This is a genomic window from Enterococcus sp. DIV0574 (assembly GCF_051711125.1).
GTDB lineage: Bacteria > Bacillota > Bacilli > Lactobacillales > Enterococcaceae > Enterococcus_D > Enterococcus_D gallinarum.
Genome location: NZ_JBIOMA010000001.1, coordinates 89,442 through 106,203 on the forward strand (window position 1 = coordinate 89,442; position 16,762 = coordinate 106,203).

Annotated in this window: 20 protein-coding genes; all 20 read left to right on the top strand. The window is 42.5% G+C overall.

What is annotated here, in order from left to right; genetic code table 11:
* Positions 1 to 8: 8 nt before the first annotated feature.
* The 20 genes from fliF (at position 9) to IGJ45_RS00490 (ending at position 16,759) form a co-directional block, all read left to right on the top strand.
* Positions 9 to 1,610 carry a flagellar basal-body MS-ring/collar protein FliF gene (gene fliF / locus IGJ45_RS00395; RefSeq protein ID WP_234981411.1) on the top strand — a complete coding sequence of 534 codons (1,602 nt, stop codon included), beginning with the start codon at positions 9 to 11 and terminating at the stop codon, positions 1,608 to 1,610.
* 14 nt (positions 1,611 to 1,624) lie between these two features.
* Positions 1,625 to 2,629, top strand: coding sequence for a flagellar motor switch protein FliG (gene fliG / locus IGJ45_RS00400; RefSeq protein WP_060813693.1), 1,005 nt, complete (start codon positions 1,625 to 1,627; stop codon positions 2,627 to 2,629).
* The gene (locus tag IGJ45_RS00405) at positions 2,613 to 3,404 is read left to right on the top strand and encodes a FliH/SctL family protein (protein ID WP_171917813.1); all 792 of its coding nucleotides are present in this window, start codon (positions 2,613 to 2,615) and stop codon (positions 3,402 to 3,404) included. Before fliG ends, IGJ45_RS00405 begins: the two co-directional genes overlap by 17 nt.
* A 2-nt stretch (positions 3,405 to 3,406) precedes the next feature.
* The gene (gene fliI, locus IGJ45_RS00410) at positions 3,407 to 4,762 is read left to right on the top strand and encodes a flagellar protein export ATPase FliI (RefSeq protein WP_081131841.1); all 1,356 of its coding nucleotides are present in this window, start codon (positions 3,407 to 3,409) and stop codon (positions 4,760 to 4,762) included.
* Between the two features lie 18 nt (positions 4,763 to 4,780).
* Complete coding sequence (fliJ, locus tag IGJ45_RS00415) at positions 4,781 to 5,203, top strand: flagellar export protein FliJ (RefSeq protein ID WP_060813690.1); 423 nt, start codon at positions 4,781 to 4,783, stop codon at positions 5,201 to 5,203.
* A gap of 43 nt (positions 5,204 to 5,246) precedes the next feature.
* Positions 5,247 to 6,572: a flagellar hook-length control protein FliK gene (locus IGJ45_RS00420; RefSeq protein WP_409531392.1), complete on the top strand. Its 1,326-nt coding sequence runs from the start codon at positions 5,247 to 5,249 to the stop codon at positions 6,570 to 6,572.
* An 18-nt stretch (positions 6,573 to 6,590) separates the two neighbouring features.
* Positions 6,591 to 7,070: a flagellar hook capping FlgD N-terminal domain-containing protein gene (locus IGJ45_RS00425; RefSeq protein ID WP_060813688.1), complete on the top strand. Its 480-nt coding sequence runs from the start codon at positions 6,591 to 6,593 to the stop codon at positions 7,068 to 7,070.
* Positions 7,067 to 7,435, top strand: coding sequence for a flagellar protein (locus tag IGJ45_RS00430; RefSeq protein ID WP_071870112.1), 369 nt, complete (start codon positions 7,067 to 7,069; stop codon positions 7,433 to 7,435). The genes IGJ45_RS00425 and IGJ45_RS00430 overlap by 4 nt, the downstream gene beginning before the upstream one ends.
* A gap of 75 nt (positions 7,436 to 7,510) precedes the next feature.
* Complete coding sequence (locus tag IGJ45_RS00435) at positions 7,511 to 8,407, top strand: flagellar hook-basal body complex protein (protein ID WP_060813687.1); 897 nt, start codon at positions 7,511 to 7,513, stop codon at positions 8,405 to 8,407.
* Between the two features lie 32 nt (positions 8,408 to 8,439).
* On the top strand, positions 8,440 to 8,637 hold the full coding sequence (locus IGJ45_RS00440; RefSeq protein WP_060813686.1) for a flagellar FlbD family protein: 198 nt from the start codon (positions 8,440 to 8,442) through the stop codon (positions 8,635 to 8,637).
* A gap of 12 nt (positions 8,638 to 8,649) precedes the next feature.
* Positions 8,650 to 9,162, top strand: a complete 513-nt coding sequence (locus tag IGJ45_RS00445; protein WP_060813685.1) for a flagellar basal body-associated FliL family protein — start codon at positions 8,650 to 8,652, stop codon at positions 9,160 to 9,162.
* Positions 9,163 to 9,176: 14 nt separating this feature from the next.
* The gene (locus tag IGJ45_RS00450; protein WP_156233856.1) at positions 9,177 to 9,542 is read left to right on the top strand and encodes a flagellar biosynthetic protein FliO; all 366 of its coding nucleotides are present in this window, start codon (positions 9,177 to 9,179) and stop codon (positions 9,540 to 9,542) included.
* Positions 9,539 to 10,300 (top strand): flagellar type III secretion system pore protein FliP, encoded by a 762-nt coding sequence (gene fliP / locus IGJ45_RS00455; RefSeq protein ID WP_409531391.1) that lies wholly within the window; start codon positions 9,539 to 9,541, stop codon positions 10,298 to 10,300. The genes IGJ45_RS00450 and fliP overlap by 4 nt, the downstream gene beginning before the upstream one ends.
* 25 nt (positions 10,301 to 10,325) lie before the next feature.
* Positions 10,326 to 10,589, top strand: coding sequence for a flagellar biosynthesis protein FliQ (gene fliQ, locus IGJ45_RS00460; protein ID WP_060813682.1), 264 nt, complete (start codon positions 10,326 to 10,328; stop codon positions 10,587 to 10,589).
* 11 nt (positions 10,590 to 10,600) lie between these two features.
* Positions 10,601 to 11,353 carry a flagellar biosynthetic protein FliR gene (fliR, locus tag IGJ45_RS00465; RefSeq protein WP_257602798.1) on the top strand — a complete coding sequence of 251 codons (753 nt, stop codon included), beginning with the start codon at positions 10,601 to 10,603 and terminating at the stop codon, positions 11,351 to 11,353.
* A gap of 13 nt (positions 11,354 to 11,366) precedes the next feature.
* A complete protein-coding gene (gene flhB / locus IGJ45_RS00470; protein WP_060813680.1) occupies positions 11,367 to 12,434 on the top strand; it encodes a flagellar biosynthesis protein FlhB in 1,068 nt (355 codons plus the stop codon).
* A 15-nt stretch (positions 12,435 to 12,449) separates the two neighbouring features.
* Entirely contained in the window at positions 12,450 to 14,525 is a 2,076-nt protein-coding gene (flhA, locus tag IGJ45_RS00475; RefSeq protein WP_103300692.1) for a flagellar biosynthesis protein FlhA, read from the top strand.
* A 32-nt stretch (positions 14,526 to 14,557) separates the two neighbouring features.
* A complete protein-coding gene (locus IGJ45_RS00480) occupies positions 14,558 to 15,268 on the top strand; it encodes a sigma-70 family RNA polymerase sigma factor (RefSeq protein WP_081131836.1) in 711 nt (236 codons plus the stop codon).
* Positions 15,265 to 15,966 (top strand): flagellar hook-basal body protein, encoded by a 702-nt coding sequence (locus IGJ45_RS00485; protein WP_113848983.1) that lies wholly within the window; start codon positions 15,265 to 15,267, stop codon positions 15,964 to 15,966. The genes IGJ45_RS00480 and IGJ45_RS00485 overlap by 4 nt, the downstream gene beginning before the upstream one ends.
* 10 nt (positions 15,967 to 15,976) lie before the next feature.
* The gene (locus IGJ45_RS00490; RefSeq protein ID WP_081131834.1) at positions 15,977 to 16,759 is read left to right on the top strand and encodes a flagellar hook-basal body protein; all 783 of its coding nucleotides are present in this window, start codon (positions 15,977 to 15,979) and stop codon (positions 16,757 to 16,759) included.
* The last annotated feature ends 3 nt before the right edge of the window (positions 16,760 to 16,762 follow it).

A 16,762-nucleotide genomic window follows, 5' to 3' on the forward strand; every position in this document is an offset into this window, starting at 1 on the left:
AAAGCGAAATGATGGAAAAATTGAAAGAATGGCCGGACCTGATCAAAGAACGATGGCAGGCTCAAAGTTCACTGAAAAAATTGATAGCAATTCTTTCCGTTATCAGCGTTATTGGTGTCGCGGCAACAATGTATTACTTAAATACAAGAGTCGAATACGGTGTTTTGTTTACAGATTTAAGCGAAGCTGATGCAGGAGCGATCACCAATGATTTGACAGATCAGAAAATCGACTACAAGTTGACAGATAATGGAACGACCATTTTGATTGCCAAAGAACAAATCGATGAATACCGGATTGAATTAGCAGTCGAAAATAAATTACCGAACACAGCAACGGGATTTGAGCTTTTTGATGATGCTAGCATGATGACTACCGATGAAGATCGGAAAATCATGTATCAGCGTGCCGTTACCGGAGAGTTGCAACGGGCAATCGAGACATTAGATTCTGTCAAAACAGCGAAAGTTCTCCTAGTGATGCCAGAAGACAGTGTTTTTTCGAGTGAAGAAAGCAAACCTACTGCTTCGATCATTCTAACACTAAAAAATCAACAGATTTCTGAGGAAGCGGTACAAGGAATTGTGACGCTGACTTCGGGTGCCGTTGAGAAGCTTGAGCCAGAGAATGTCAAAGTCGTCGATAGCTCAGGAAATACATTGACGATCGAAAAAGATGAAAATAGTCAGCTCAGTAGTTTGAACAGTAAGTACATTGCAATCAAAAATGAGTATGAAAAAATTCTGGAAGAAAAAGTCTCGAAATTGTTGGCACCAATCTACGGTGAAGATAAATTTCAAGTCTCCATCAATTTAGATCTGAACTTTGATTCGATTGAAAGTACCAAGGTGACTTACGATGATCCGGAAATAAGAAAAGAAACAGTTCAAGCAGCTGGATCTGGCGAAGCGATCCAAGAAGCCCAAACGGGTACAGTCGATGACAATGTTTCTAATGTGACCGGAGATGATGGGGATGCAGGCAGTTCATACAGCCGCTCAGTCGAAAATGAATTGAACACAGAAACGACCAAAAGAATTACAGCACCGGGTATGATTCAACGAATGACAAGTTCAGTGGTCGTTAATGCAGACCTTTCGCAAAATGATCAGGCGGAACTGCAGTTGCTGATTGCCAGTGCTGTAGGATATGATGCTGATCGCGGCGATGATATTGCTATCCAAGGCTTTGACTTTGCCCAAGCAACAGCAGAGGTGGAAGAAACGGAAGGTACGGAACAATTAGCAGCGGCAAAAGGCTATCTGAAATATATCATTTTCGGTGGTATCGCATTGGTCGTGATTTTGTTAGTGCTATTCGTGATTGGATTGGTTCGAAAGCGTCGCGAAGATCAAATTTCAGTAGATGTAACACAAGAATTGCCGGTTGCACAGCCAGCTGATTCAGAACCAGCACCAGTTATGGAAGAATCCGAAGAAGTTGTCTTTGGCGGTCTAGGGCACAACGTTGATACTTCAGTTGAAGAATCAAATGAGCCTGAACAAGAGCCGGTCGAGGAAAATTCTTTAAATCATTCAGCAAAACAACATGCCGATTCAAATCCGGAAGTGGCTGCTGAATTGATCAAAGCTTGGATGAAGGAAAAATAGAGGGGAAAGAAACGATGGAAACACTCGATGGTGTCAAAAAAGCAGCAATACTCTTGATCTCATTGGGATCGGAAACCTCTGCGAAGATCATGAAACTTCTACCGGAAAATTATATTCAAAAAGTGAGTTATGAAATCGCCAATATCGATTTTGTCAGTCCGGAAGAACGCGATCAAGTATTAGAAGAATTTTCAACGACATTCACTGCTAGAAAATATGTTCTTGATGGTGGGATCGATTATGCAAAGAATTTATTGAATCAAGCATTAGGTTCCCACAAAGCAAAAGAAGTGATTGATGTGTTGACGCAGATCCAATTGCGAGAACGCCCATTTAATATTGCACGTAAAGCGGATGTGCAACAGTTGACGAATCTCTTGATTGGTGAGCACCCTCAGACGGTCGCTTTGATTCTATGTTACATGCAGCCCGATAAAGCAGCTAATGTGTTATCGCAGTTTCCAGATCATCTCCAAGTAGAAATTGCAGAACGGATCGGTACGATCTCCAGCACCTCGCCATTGATCATTGAGCGAATCGAAAAAGTGATCGAGAACAAGTTCTCTAACTATGTAGAGAATGACAGTGAAAACGTGGGCGGCGTGCACACATTGGTAGAGATCTTGAATTCAGTGAGTCGAAGCACCGAGAAGAATATTTTGACCGATCTGGAAAAGCGGCAGCCTGAGCTTTCAAATGAAGTCAAATCAAGTCTGTTCACATTTGACGATATCGTTACACTTGACCGATTGGATGTTCAAAAAGTGCTGCGGGATGTACCAAATGAAGTGCTTGTCCTTGCACTCAAAGGTGCTCCAGAAGATATCAAAGCTTTCGTTTTCTCAAATCTTTCATCTCGTGCAGTGGAGAATTTACAAGAAGAGATTCAATTTATGGGACCAACTCGATTGTCTGCTATTGAGGAAGCACAGCAAAATGTGGTCGCTGTGATTCGCCGTTTAGACGAAAATGGTGAGATCTATCTTGGAAGGGGCAACCAGGATGCAGTGGTCAAATAGTAGCTTGTTGAAACATGAAACGGTCAAAAACCTTGATACCGAAAAATCAATTTTAACTGAAGCTGTAATTAAAACGCCTTCTCCGTTGCTTTCTACTACTGATTCGACAGAAGCGGGGCGTCAAAAGCGGCAAGCAGCGCAACGGGAACGTGCGTGGAAACTTGAGATGGAGCGTCAGCGTAAAGAAATTGAAAGGTTGAAACAACAAACACTAGAAGCGGCTCAAGCAGAAGCCCAACAAATTAAACAATCTGCGCAAGAAGAAGGCTATGCTAACGGATTTGCAACTGGACAAAAGGAAGGCTATGAGCAAGGGTATCAAGAAGGCATGTCTGTAAGTAAAGAGACAGCTGCCAAGCTTATTGCACAAGCCGAGCAGAATGTACAGCAGGCAGCAGAAGAGATTAATGCTTTTCGGTCAGAGAAAAAAGCTGAGATGATTTCCTTCGGTGTACAGATCGCCGAAGCACTGATCAACCAGCGTTTCGAGCAAAGCAATGCTGCTTTGCTTGCTTTTTTGGAGCCTATTTTACTGCAGTTTGAACAACCGGACCAGTTCTTGACGATCCGCATTCATGAACAGCATCTGCATGTCCTTAAAGATATCTTGGAAAGCCGAAAGCAGGCGATCAGTAATTTTCGCTATTTGCTGTTACCGGATGATCAGCTTTCAGCTCACGATTTTGTGATTGAATCAGATGATTCGATCGTTGTCTTCGAGTTGGAAAAAGAAATTCAACTTTATCTGCAGCATCTTTTAGAAAGTAGTGAATAGCAATGGTGCTTGAATTACCTGTTGGACCAATTGTCCAAAAAGCAAAAAAACGTAGATTTTACTCCATTTATGGGAAGGTCAGCGAAGTGGTTGGTCTATTGATCAAAGTGGAAGGATTAGCCGTTTTTGTAGGAGAAATCTGTGAAGTGAAGATCCGCAACAGTTCTCACGTTGCGTTAGCCGAGGTTGTCGGTTTTGTTAAAAAGACTGTTCTATTGATGCCGTTAGATCAATTAGAAGGTATTGGACCTGGCTGTTTAGTGAAGCCTACCGGCACAACACTGACGGTCAAAATCAGTGACTCGCTCCTAGGGCATACATTAGATGGATTAGGACGTCCAATGGATATGGCGATCGATTTAAGTGATGCTGACGAGTACCCTGTCAGTCAAGAATCTCCTGATCCATTTCAGCGGAAAAAAATCTCTGAAATCATGAGTACAGGTGTACGAGTGATCGATGGTTTGTTGACCGTTGGCCAAGGACAGCGGATCGGTATTTTTGCCGGAAGTGGTGTAGGGAAAAGTACGTTGCTTGGGATGTTGGCTCGCTATTGCGAAGCCGATATTATCGTGATTGGACTTGTAGGCGAACGTGGCCGAGAAGTAAAAGAATTTATTGAAAACGATCTGGGTCCAGAAGGCTACCGCAAATCAGTCGTTGTTTGTGCAACTTCCGATATGCCGCCTTTAGTACGTTTGAAAGGGGCTCATGTGGCAACCGCTATTGCCGAGTATTACCGAGATCAAGGGAAGAAAGTTGTGTTGATGATGGACTCCGTGACTCGCTTTGCGATGGCGCAACGAGAAATTGGTCTATCCACGGGTGAGCCGCCGACGACTAAAGGGTATACGCCTTCGGTATTTACGGCGCTGCCAAAACTGTTGGAACGCAGCGGGATGTCCGATCAAGGATCCATCACTGCTTTTTATACGGTTCTGGTTGAAGGGGATGACATGAATGAACCTATCGCGGATGCCGTCAGGGGGATTCTCGATGGTCACATTATCTTATCTAGAAAAATTGCCGCTCAAAATCATTATCCGGCGATCGATGTTCAAAACAGCTTGAGCCGTTTAATGAAGACATTAGTTACGCCTGAACACTACAATGACGCTGGTGAATTAAAAGAAAATATGGCTGCTTACGCTGAAGCGAAAGATTTGATCGATATTGGTGCATACAAATCAGGTGCAAATGCCATCACCGATCATGCTATCGCATTGCATCATCCAATCAATAGTTTTTTACAACAAAGAGTAGATGAACGAAATTCATTTGAAGAAACACGGGCTGCATTGGCTGCTTTGTTCAATGAGGATGCAGCTCTTGAACGACAGCGAAATGCCCTGCAATAAGAAAGAAGGTAACTGAAAATGAAAGCTTTTCATTTTTCATTGGAAAAGGTATTGGATCACCGTGTGAGTGTAGAACAAGAAGCAAAACGAGCCTACGCAGAGAAACAAAAAGCAGTGATCCAAAAAGAACAAGTTCTTACTCAAATGATCAATGAAAAAACCGCATTGATGGACGTCAATGAAATGACTCTTGGTCGTATGCAAGTTCAGCATCGCTATCTTACTGCTTTAGAGTCTGGCATTCATGAGATGTATCAGCAAGTGCGTCAGCTGAATCAGGAAGTTGAAGTTGCTTTGACAGCTGTCGTTCAAGCACAGCAAGAACGAAAAGTCGTTGAAAAGCTAAGAGAAAAGAAACTCGAAGAATACAATTATGAATTGCTTCAAGAAGAACAAAAACAATTAGATGAAATGGGCAGCCGTAGTCTAGCAATGCGCTGAGCAGCAGCTGCGGATTCACAAAATCAGTGAGAGGAGGTGAAAAATGAAACAAGTGGCTATCACGCCAGCACTTATGAAAGTTGCTGACAAACAACAACCTGCTGCTGTCAAAGATCCAGGCAATTTCATTCAATTCCTGCAACAGTTTTCCCAAAATCTTGAGGATAACTCAGCGAATGAAGATGGAGTGCCGCAAGGGGATCTTTCTTGTGTAGAACAGGGAAATCAGCTAGTGGACGACAAAGAAGATGAATCAGTCGCCGATTCTGAAAATGCAACCGACACACGTATACCAGAAGCAAATTCAGAAATGACGAAACAGGCAGAAATCGTAAATGAAGGAGCTTTGGGGTGGCTAGGTTTTTTCGGATCGCAAATGGCTGAATCGAAGGGAAGTATTTTGGGAGGCTACCCATTGCAACTGCCAAAGGAAGACCCGTTAGTGGTGGATTCGGTCAGTGAGCAATCTGTCACTTCAGTAGCGACCGATCAAGTATTTCAGTCAACAGGAGGAAATCCGTTAGAAGACACTGCTTCAGAATCAATTCTGAGCAAGCCAGACACACCTATAGCAGCGATTCTGCCAGTAGGAGAACTGACTGCGGACGGAGAAAAAATCCACTTGGATTCTGGAACAGAGAGTATCTCACAAACAGATGCCCCAGTAGATGCAAAAGGAAATACAACCAGTGAAAAGACACTTCTGGTTGATGAACCTTCAAAGGGGAGTGCACAGTCTTTCATTCCACAGCAAGCACTTGAAAGAGTCGCTATTTCCGAGAGTTCCACAATCGACGACTCAATGAAGCCAAACGATGGATCTAACGGTTTGCAGCAAACAACAACACTAGACTTGTCCAAGTTGTTGATGCAGAACGATCAACGTCCGACATCAGCTGCAGTCAAAACAGTCGTAGGACCATTGACGCAGAAAATTGAACAGTTAGTACAGACTCCAGAGAAAAAAATCACACTCCAATTAGTGCCGGAAAAACTTGGCAAAGTCCGAATTGCATTGGAAGTTACTGCGCAAGGGAGCCGTCTGGAATTTACGGTAGAGCAGCAACAGACCAAGCACTTATTGTCATCGATCAAGACAGAACTGGAGCAAGTCCTTCAAAAACAAGAAAATCAACTGATTTCTGGGAAAGAAGGCGTCTTGAAAGAAAATCCTGCCACAGCGGTTGAACGTGCTGCTTTGACTGATTCACTTGCTAGTTTTACTTCGACGACTGATGGACAAACCGCACAACAAGGCTTCTCACAGCCTCAAAGACAATCGGGAAAAAAAAGCTACAATCAAGTTCCTTTACCTAAAGAAGAAGAGACAGCAGAGCAAACAAATCATGCCATTAGTATTTTGGCTTAATGCAAAAGGAGAAGAAAGATGCCTAATGAAATTACACAATCGGCTGCGGGGATCGCAAATGCAACTTCTTTAGCTCAAACCCACCGAGCTTCCGATATTTCAATGGATGATTTCCTTAAGATTTTAGCAGCTACTATGAGTAATCCTTCTTTTAGCGGTGACTCTTCAGGCGGCGGAACGGATTACATTTCTCAATTGGTCCAGTTTACTACATTGGAACAATTGAATGAATTAAGTGAGACGGTAATGACGTCAGTGATCCTTCAGCAGCAACAACAGGCTTTTGGTCTGATCAACAAAGAGGTCACAGTATTAGATGGAAAAGAAAAAGTTACAGGAGTCATTGAGAAAGTTCGCTTTTCGAATGGGTATGCCACGATCGTTGTCAATGGGAAAGAGTACAACATGAGTGCAATTGAAGAGATCGGCGGCGATCCTAAAACTTCGGATGGATCAGAAAGTGAATCAGAGAGCGAATCGAAAGGTGAGTCAGTATGAATCAAATAGGCCGCAATTTACCATTACAAGCTGCCACCTCTGAAAAAACGCCTAGAACCGCACCCTATCAAGCAAGAAATACCGATTTTTCGGAGATGCTGCAAGACAAGCAAAGAAGTATCAAAGTTTCCCATCATGCACAAAAGCGGCTGACGGATCGAGAATTAACACTTCAAGAAACCGATTATGATTCGCTTTCAACTGCAATGAGTGAATTAGCAGCTAAAGGTAGTAAAGAATCATTATTAGTATACAAAGATATGGGTCTGATTGCAGATGTTCACAGCCGTACGATCATTACAGCAATGGGAATGAACGAATTGAACACAGTCACCAATATCGATAGTGCAACATTTATTAAATAACAGCTGGACTGAAAAGGGGCTGTAGTATTTTCTGAATGACAGAGGAAAATACGTCAAATTGAAGGAGGAAAACAAATGTTACGATCATTATATTCAGGTGTTAGTGGAATGAAAAATCTTCAAACGAAAATGGACGTGGTATCAAATAATATTGCCAACGTCAATACGATTGGTTTCAAATCAAGTCGGGTACTTTTCCAAGACATGATGAGCCAAACCACATCAAATGCAACTGCACCAGGAAATGGTTCAGGTGGTGTCAACGGTACACAAGTCGGTTTAGGCGTGCAAGCTGGTTCGATCGACATGATCAATACAGTCGGAGCACCTCAATCTACTGGGCGAGCAATGGACTTTTACATCAGTGGGCAAGGGTATTTCATGGTCAAAGGTTCTGGCGAAAATGGCGAAACTTATTACACACGTGATGGATCTTTCGTACGAGACAGTAACGGCACGCTGACTAACAGTGATGGAATGCAAGTATTAGGACGTACTGGCAGCACAAATCCGCCACTCGTTTACGATGACAAATATGAAGAGGGTGCAGGACTTAGCGGCGAAACAGAGATTGGACCGTTAGAAATTCCTGCAACAATCACTGTTGATGGCAAAGAACTTACTTATAATTCAATGGCCATCGATGCCAATGGACTAGTCGTTGCAAAATACGGCGACAAATCATTCGTCATGGGGAAAGTCTCTATTGCAACTTTCAATAACCCTGAAGGATTGGAAAAAGTCGGCGGAAATAACTACATGCAATCGAACAACTCGGGTGCCCCAATTGTTGCGGGTGCAGGTCAAAATGGCTCAGGTCGTCTACAAGCAGGCGCATTAGAAATGTCGAATGTCGATCTATCGACGGAATTTACAGAAATGATCATTGCCAGCAGAGCGTATCAAGCAAACTCAAGAAGTATCACCACTTCTGATGAAATGCTGCAAGAATTGTTGAACTTGAAACGTTAACAGAATCCCTCATAAAAAATAGGAGGTACCGGATGATTTTATTGACGGCACTGAATGGCAGAGAGTTTTATCTAAATCCGGAACTGATCTATCGGGTCGAAGAAATGCCCGATACGTTGATTACACTAATCGATGGCAAGACACTGGTTGTAACTGAGTCTGCGGCAGAAACGGCACAGCGTGTCATTGACTATAAACTCTTGATCAATTCGAAACAAATAAATAACTAAGGGTGGGTTAAGATGGCTAAAGTGAAAGAAAAGGAAGAAAAAGAACAAGGGAAAGAAAAAAGCAAAGAGAAAGGAATCAATTTGTTTTTACTGATCCCGATTCTGTTGGTTATCGTGATCGGCGGGACGATTGGCGGGACATTGGTAACCAATCACTTCCTAGTAGAAGACAAAACCGTTGCGCCGAAAACGAAAGCAAAAGGCATTGCTTCTGATGAATCGATTGTTGCTTTAGAGGAATTTCTTGTAAATCTTGAGAAAGAAGAAGGGCAGGAACAGCAATACATGAAGGTCAACCTTTCGATTCTCGTTGATAATGAAGAAAAAAGCGAAGAAGTGACGAAGAATGTTGCTGTTATTCGGGATAGCATCGTTAACTTATTGCGCCAAAAGAAAGCCAGTGACATTTTAAGTTCGGCAGAAAGTGTTCCGAATTTGAAAAAAAATTTGAAGGAAGCAATTAATCATGAGTATGGATCAGCAATCGTCAATGAAGTATATGTCACTGATTTAGTGATCCAATAGAAAGAGGAACGTTGATGGAAACATTTTTTTCATTGATTAAAATGATCGCTTTTTTGTTAATCATTTTGTATCTGATCAATGTCAGTTTGAAGTATTTGAATCGCTACACGAACCAACAGAATAATCAGCTGCGGATTCTACAAAAAGTCGCCGTCAGCAAATCCTCCTCCATTGGGATCATTCAGATTCTGGACAAATATTATGTGATGAGTTTTTCGGAACAGCAGAACCAGATCTTAAAAGAACTTAGTGACGAAGAAGCAGCTATCTTGATGTCCAGAACTGGGGAAACGTCAGAATCATTACGAGTGACAGATTTCTCTGAATGGGTAAAGAAAGCAAAGAGCCAATTAGAAACGAAACGAGGCAAGCAAAAATGAGCGCAAAACGAAAATGGACGCTAGTAGCAGCGATCCTTTTAAGCAACTTATGGATGCCTCAAACTGCGTTTGCCTTAGACATTGGGGATATGAGTAACACGATTAGTGATTTGCTCTCTAACGGCAGTGGATCAAACGATACGATCAATACTTTTTTGCTGGTGACTTTGCTATCTTTGATTCCTGTTTTACTGATCATGATGACCTCGTTCACCCGCATCATCATGGTACTTTCTTTTGTACGAAGTTCATTAGGAACCCAGCAGAATCCGCCCAACCAAGTATTGATCGGTCTTGCTTTGTTTCTTACTTTCTTTATCATGAAGCCCGTCTATACGGATATTTATCAGCAAGCCATTGAACCTTTTGACCGGCAAGAAATCACGCAATCCGAAGTTTTTGATCGCTCAGAACGTCGAATCAAAGAATTTATGATGCTCCAAACACGAGAAAAAGATATTCAGCTTTTCGCCGAAGCTTCTGGGGCAAAAGAAAAATATGAAACTTCAGATGAAGTGCCGCTAACCGTAATGGTCCCGGCATTTATTATTAGTGAATTGCGGACGGCCTTCAGTATTGGATTTTTGATCTTTATTCCTTTCTTGATCATTGATTTAGTTGTTTCGAGTATTTTGATGTCGATGGGGATGATGATGTTGTCCCCGATCATGATCTCACTGCCATTTAAGATCCTACTATTCGTCTTAGTTGACGGTTGGTATTTAGTGGTGGAATCACTGATCAAGAGTTTCCAATAATTCACAGGAAAGGAGCAGAAAACCAATGTCTGTTGCAACGGTACTCGACATATTGCGAGAAGCATTCATTCGGATCTTGTTGATTTCTGGACCGGCGTTACTTATCGGGATGCTTGTGGGGTTAGTGATCAGTATTTTTCAAGCCACTACCCAGATTCAAGAGCAGACGTTAAGTTTTGTGCCCAAACTGATTGCTATTTTCTTAACATTGATTCTTGCCGGCAATTTTATGCTGAATCTTTTGCTTAATTTCACTAAAACCATCTTTAAGATGATCGCGGCATTGTAAGGAGGCAAAGCATGGCACTGATCCAAGCAAGTATCCTGATTTTTTGCCGCATGATGGCATTTGTTATCTTGTGTCCCATATTTTCACAACAAAATTTTCCTTCGCTTGCGAAAGTGGTTCTAGGCGTTGCCTTCACCTTCCTTTGTTTACCTGCGGTCGAACCATTGCCAGAGACGACAACGTTTATGTTTGCGATTTTGGCTCTCAAAGAGATTTTACTGGGAATGGCGATGGGTTATTTGAGTCAGTTAGTTTTTACTGGCGTGCAAATTGCTGGTCAAATGATCGACTTTCAAGTGGGGTTTTCGATGGCTCAGGCCTATGACCCGACGATCCAAATGAACGTCTCTCAATATGGAAAAACGTATTATTGGTTAGCCGTAGGAACCTTTTTCACCTTGAATTTGCATCATCGCTTGATTTCAGCGCTGCTTTTATCTTTTACGATTGTTCCCTTAGGAACAGTTCAAATTAGTGGTACCACCATCGAAGGTGTCGTGAAACTATTTGGCCAGATGATGGAAATGGCACTCAATTTAGCTGCGCCGATGCTCATAGCACTACTGATGGTAGATCTGGTATTAGGGGTGATTTCGCGGTCGATTCCGCAAATCAATATCTTAATGATGAGTCTTTCCTTAAAAACAGCAATCAGTTTTATGATCTTTTTGCTACTACTGCCAAACGCCATTACTTTTTTGAGTAAGCAGCTTCCAGATACAATCAAGTATTTACAAGAGTTCATGACATCACTGAAATCATAGAGAGGTGAAAAACGTGTCAGAAAAAGACGGCAAAACAGAACAACCCACGGCCAAGCGTTTACGGGATGCCCGTAAACGCGGAGAAGTTCCTAAAACGCAAGAGTTAGCGGCTGCGGTCTCTCTGATGGTCTTTTCTTTTATGTTGTTGCCCCTTTGGCACTTTTTTGCGCAGCGCTTTTTACCTTATCTCACTCGAGCGTTGGAGCATCTGTATTTGTTTGAAGCCAGCGTTGCGGATTTACCTCGTTTAGGACTTCAAAGTATTTTGCTATTTTTTTTGCTTTGCGCACCTGTCTTTGTGATTGCTTATGCGGTTGGTTTAATTACTAACTATGCTCAAGTGGGAATCTTATTTTCTGCTAAAGCAATCAAACCAAATTTCAAGAAGCTGAATCCGCTGGCTGGATTAAAGCAACAATTCAGCACTCGAGCGCTTGCCAATCTCGCTAAAACGTTAGCAAAATTTGGCATTATTGTTTATCTTTGTTACCAGAAATTTTTGGCGGCTGTCCCAACATTACTGGGTGTCAGTGAGGTCGGTTTAGAAAAAACAGTCTATTTTCTGATTGAACGGGCAAAGGATCTATTTTTTCAAATCTCACTTTTTTTGATTGTTTTAGCGGTAGGAGACTATGTGTATCAACGCTACAGTCATCGCAAGAACTTGAAGATGAGCAAGCAAGAAATCAAAGATGAATACAAGCAAATGGAAGGTGATCCGCAAGTCAAATCTCAGCGGAAAGCAAAATACCGAGAGATGACACGCAACGCCATCGCTCACGTCAAGGAAGCCACTGTCGTTATCACTAACCCGACGCACTTTGCCATTGCGATTCGCTACGATGCGGAGAATGAAGGAGTGCCGAGGGTTTTAGCAAAAGGTGCTGATCAGTTGGCACAGCGAATGAAAGCAGAAGCAGCAAAAGAAAACATTCCGATGATCGAAAATCGGGAAATTGCTCGAGCTCTTTATAGACAAGTAGAGCCGGGAGATTTGATACCAGTAGAGATGTACGAAGCGATCGCTGAGATCATTGCACTGGTTTATCAATTGGAAGAAAACGAACGCGGAAAGATTTAAAACGGAGGCAACAGCATGAATGAGGCAGTAGCAAAATCTAAGAAAAAAATCGGTTATGCGGATGTCCTAGTTTCTTTTTTAGTGATCGGGATTATTGGATTGATCATTATTCCTTTACCAGCAACTATTTTGGACTTTTTAATCATTGTCAATCTAACGATTGCTATCAACATTCTGCTGATCACCCTGTTTACCAAAACAGTTTTGGAATTTACCACCTTTCCAACACTTCTTTTGATTACGACGATGTTCCGGCTAGGATTGAACCTGTCTTCTACCCGCTTGATTCTGACACAAGGGAATGGGGGCCATGTCATTGATGCCTTCGCGAATGTCGTAGCTGGAAGTAATTACATTGTCGGAATCATTTTGTTTGTCATCATCATGGTGGTACAACTAGCTGTCGTGACTAATGGTGCGGGACGAGTGTCAGAGGTTACTGCTCGTTTCACACTAGATGCGATGCCAGGAAAGCAAATGGCCATTGATTCGGATCTGAATGCCGGATTAATCACGGAAGCCGATGCCCGGAAACGTCGAAAAGACTTGCAGCGGGAAGCGGACTTTTTTGGCTCGATGGATGGTGCCAGCAAGTTCGTTAAAGGAGATGCGATTGCCGGGATCATGATCACGGTCATCAACTTGGTCGGCGGCGCGATCATCTTTTCCATGGGAGGGCAAATGACAGTCATGGAAGCTTTCTCCCAGTTTGGTAAATTAGCTATCGGAGACGGTTTGGTTAGTTCGATCCCCTCCCTGCTGATCTCCATCGCATCTGGTGTGATGGTCACTCGTTCAGACAATGACAGTTCCTTTGGTTTAGACATTGCAGCCGATATCACAAGAAATCCGCAACTCTTCCGAATCGTCGGTATGATTCTTTTTGTTTTGGCGATCGTGCCAGGGTTTCCACCGATCCCTTTTCTCCTGATTGGTGGCGGTTTATTTGCCGCTAGTTTCATGATTACACAGCAAGAAGAAAAGCAACGGACAGAACAAAAGAAATTGGAACAGAAACTCGCTTTGGAACGTAAAAAAGAAGCCCAAGAAGAAGACGATTCTGTCGCTTCCTTCCAAGTAGAACCGATTGCAGTTGAAATCGGCTATGGACTAATCCCAATCGTCGACAGTTCCATCGATAATAGTCTGATGAATCGTATCGTCGCGATTCGTAAACAAAGCGCCCGAGAGTTAGGGATCCTAGTCAGTCCGGTACGTATCCGAGACAATCTCTACCTTGAGTCAAATGATTATGTGATCAAAATTCGAGGGAATGAAGTGGGACGGGGCGATATTTATCCGAATAAAGTAATGGTCATCAGTCCTAATGAAGAACCTTTCCCATTTGAAGGAATCGCAACCAAAGAACCAGCCTTTCATTTAGATGCGATGTGGATCGATGAGAAAGATAAGGAATTGGCTGAATTGCAAGGCTTTACGATTATTGAACCATTAACGGTGATTGCCACGCATCTCAAAGAAATCATTTACAGCCATGCGCCAGAATTACTAGGCCGACAAGAAGTGAAGAAATTGTTGGAAGGAATCAAAGAACAGTACAACGTAGTCATTGATGAATTGATTCCTGAGATTCTAAGGTTGGGTGAAGTACAAAAAGTATTACAAAATCTTCTAGATGAACAGATCCCAATCAATGATCTGGCAACAATATTAGAAACATTAGCCGATTACGGCGTTGTAACAAAAGATGTAGAAGTCTTGACAGAATATGTTCGTCAAGCACTGAAACGAACGATCGTGGCGAAATATATTGGGGAGCAGCATGAGCTGAAGGTCGCTGTCATTCATCCAAAATTAGAAGAAATGATTGCTCAAAGTATTCAGAAAACAGCAACCGGCTCTTACCCAGTCTTAAAGCCAGAGACAGTGACGAAAATTTTGGATTCAATCAATACGATCCAACATGCAGCGATCGCTCAGAATGTTTCCTTCGTAATTCTAGCTTCACCAAAGATTCGTCTTCCGTTCAAGAAAATGATCACATTCAATTTTCCGGATTTGGCAATCTTGTCATTGAATGAGATACCTAACGAAATCGCTATTGAGACGGTAGGCAGTATTGAGATATGAGCAAAGAGTGCGAAGTGAAAGGAGAATAACCGATGTACGAAGTGGATAGAGAAGCAGAAATCATTAAATACCTTCCTCTAGTCGAACGCGTGGTTCAGCGAATGTCAATCAAAACGACAGATTACGAACAAGGAGATCTATTCAACATTGGGGTCATCGGATTGATGGATGCGTTAAACAAATTTGATCCGACGAAAAAAGTGCCTTTTGAAAGTTATGCGGTCCTTCGTATCAAAGGAGCGATCATTGACGAAGTACGCAAGCATGCAAAAATCTCACGTTATAAAATGGCGGCAGTTAACCAATTTTATCAAGCACGACAAGAGTTAGAGCAAACCTTGAAGCGAGAAGCGACTGATACAGAAATCTCTAAACAGATGGGAATTAGTCGCGGACAGTTGGCAGATATTTATGAAAGCCTACATTATTTAGCTAGTGTGTCATTAGAGGATACATTGTTTTCTGCTCAAGATGAAGGTATGACGATCAAAGATTCTATCAGCGATAAAGAAGCGGTAGATGTGGAAGAAGCGTTATTAGAAACAGAACGTCTGCAAGCATTGACTACCTGTATCAAAAAGCTCGGGGAAAGAGAGCAGTTGATTTTGAGTTTGTATTACACCGAAGAATTGACACTCAAAGAGATCGCAGAAATTTTAGAAATCTCAATTCCAAGGGTTTCACAGATCCACGGCAAAATGGTAGCTAAATTACGATTATTGATCAAGGAGGAACTAGCATGATTCGAGGATTAGATATTCTTTCCCGCAACATCAATGTCTTACAGAAACGGCAAGAAACGACTAGTGGGAACATCGCCAATGTCAAAACCACTGGGTATCAAGCAAAAAAACTATTTCAATCGACATTAGATGAAGTAGCATTACATAATTATCAAGGCGGTGCTCAGGCAAACACTCGTCATGATATTGGTGGACTGGCATTCGGGAATCAATTAGCCGGCACCAGTTTGGAACAGGCAGCTGGGGCGATAAAACAAACGGATCAAGCAACAGATTTCGCACTGCTTTCTGATGGCTACTTTACTGTCCGAACACCTGCAGGTGAAACATTATACACGCGAAAAGGGGACTTTACCCTTAATCAGCAGAATCAATACGTGACCCAAGAAGGATACGTTGTTTTAGGCAATGGCAATCAGCCAGTGACCGCAGCAGATAATCCGCAATTCCAAGTCCGTTTGTTTGAACCAGACCAGTTGATGGCCAATGGGGAAACTTACTATACCAGCGACAATGCGGGGACGATCGCTGCACGGCCGACGGTGCAGCAAGGGTATCTGGAACAAGCCAATGTGGTCGTGGCAGACGAGATGGTGGCAATGATCCAGACATCAAGAGAATTTGAAGCAAACCAAAAAGTATTGAACTCCACCAATGAAACACTCCAAAAAGCAGTGAACGAATTAGGAAAGATTTGAGGATAGCAGAATGAATATGAACGGTTTATTAGGGATCAGTCGTTCAGGAATGAACAGTTTACAAAAGAATTTGGACAATGTTGCTAACAACATTGCCAATGTCAATACCAATGGTTATCAAACGCAAACGACTCATTTCAAAGAACTGATCAACAATGCAGTATCAACTGAGGAAGTCTATTTCAGTGGTAATGCGGCACAATACGGCTGGAACGTTGGTTCTTCAGCTACAACTGGAACTAGCTTTGGTCAAGGCGTGTTGACAGCTAGCAGTCAGCCGCTAGATGTGGCGATCCAAGGTACGGGATTCTTTGGCGTCCGCAATGGAAACAATGAGTTGCTTTTGACAAGAGCTGGTAATTTCCAGTTAGATGCTGAAAAAGGACTAGTCACCAGCGATGGCTACCCTGTCGCTATGACTACTATGGTACCCGCTAATCAATGGCCAAATGCCCAGAACATCCAAATTGATTCTGCAGGCCGATTAATGACCCAACAAAATGGACAGGCAGTTCTACTAGGGCAATTGACACTTTATAACCCAACCAATATGAATGATCTGGTTCCTGTGGGAAGTCAGCTATTTCAAACACAAAATGCCCAGCTAACAAGTTCTCAAGCAGACCCAACCGCTTTTGGAACGATCAATCAACATTATTTGGAGGGATCGAATGTAGACTTGGCCGGTTCAATGACAGAACTGCTGACGACACAAAGAGCATACGCCCTTAATACAAAAGCAATGCAAACAACGGATGATATGTTAGCTGTTGTCAATCGTTTTACTAATTAGAGG

Bases quoted from the DNA above. Each gene is read 5' to 3' on its own strand.
- fliF (WP_234981411.1), top strand. From the start codon at position 9: ATGATGGAAAAATTGAAAGAATGGCCGGACCTGATCAAAGAACGATGG.
- fliG (WP_060813693.1), top strand. From the start codon at position 1,625: ATGGAAACACTCGATGGTGTCAAAAAAGCAGCAATACTCTTGATCTCA.
- IGJ45_RS00405 (WP_171917813.1), top strand. From the start codon at position 2,613: ATGCAGTGGTCAAATAGTAGCTTGTTGAAACATGAAACGGTCAAAAAC.
- fliI (WP_081131841.1), top strand. From the start codon at position 3,407: ATGGTGCTTGAATTACCTGTTGGACCAATTGTCCAAAAAGCAAAAAAA.
- fliJ (WP_060813690.1), top strand. From the start codon at position 4,781: ATGAAAGCTTTTCATTTTTCATTGGAAAAGGTATTGGATCACCGTGTG.
- IGJ45_RS00420 (WP_409531392.1), top strand. From the start codon at position 5,247: ATGAAACAAGTGGCTATCACGCCAGCACTTATGAAAGTTGCTGACAAA.
- IGJ45_RS00425 (WP_060813688.1), top strand. From the start codon at position 6,591: ATGCCTAATGAAATTACACAATCGGCTGCGGGGATCGCAAATGCAACT.
- IGJ45_RS00430 (WP_071870112.1), top strand. From the start codon at position 7,067: ATGAATCAAATAGGCCGCAATTTACCATTACAAGCTGCCACCTCTGAA.
- IGJ45_RS00435 (WP_060813687.1), top strand. From the start codon at position 7,511: ATGTTACGATCATTATATTCAGGTGTTAGTGGAATGAAAAATCTTCAA.
- IGJ45_RS00440 (WP_060813686.1), top strand. From the start codon at position 8,440: ATGATTTTATTGACGGCACTGAATGGCAGAGAGTTTTATCTAAATCCG.
- IGJ45_RS00445 (WP_060813685.1), top strand. From the start codon at position 8,650: ATGGCTAAAGTGAAAGAAAAGGAAGAAAAAGAACAAGGGAAAGAAAAA.
- IGJ45_RS00450 (WP_156233856.1), top strand. From the start codon at position 9,177: ATGGAAACATTTTTTTCATTGATTAAAATGATCGCTTTTTTGTTAATC.
- fliP (WP_409531391.1), top strand. From the start codon at position 9,539: ATGAGCGCAAAACGAAAATGGACGCTAGTAGCAGCGATCCTTTTAAGC.
- fliQ (WP_060813682.1), top strand. From the start codon at position 10,326: ATGTCTGTTGCAACGGTACTCGACATATTGCGAGAAGCATTCATTCGG.
- fliR (WP_257602798.1), top strand. From the start codon at position 10,601: ATGGCACTGATCCAAGCAAGTATCCTGATTTTTTGCCGCATGATGGCA.
- flhA (WP_103300692.1), top strand. From the start codon at position 12,450: ATGAATGAGGCAGTAGCAAAATCTAAGAAAAAAATCGGTTATGCGGAT.
- IGJ45_RS00480 (WP_081131836.1), top strand. From the start codon at position 14,558: ATGTACGAAGTGGATAGAGAAGCAGAAATCATTAAATACCTTCCTCTA.
- IGJ45_RS00485 (WP_113848983.1), top strand. From the start codon at position 15,265: ATGATTCGAGGATTAGATATTCTTTCCCGCAACATCAATGTCTTACAG.
- IGJ45_RS00490 (WP_081131834.1), top strand. From the start codon at position 15,977: ATGAATATGAACGGTTTATTAGGGATCAGTCGTTCAGGAATGAACAGT.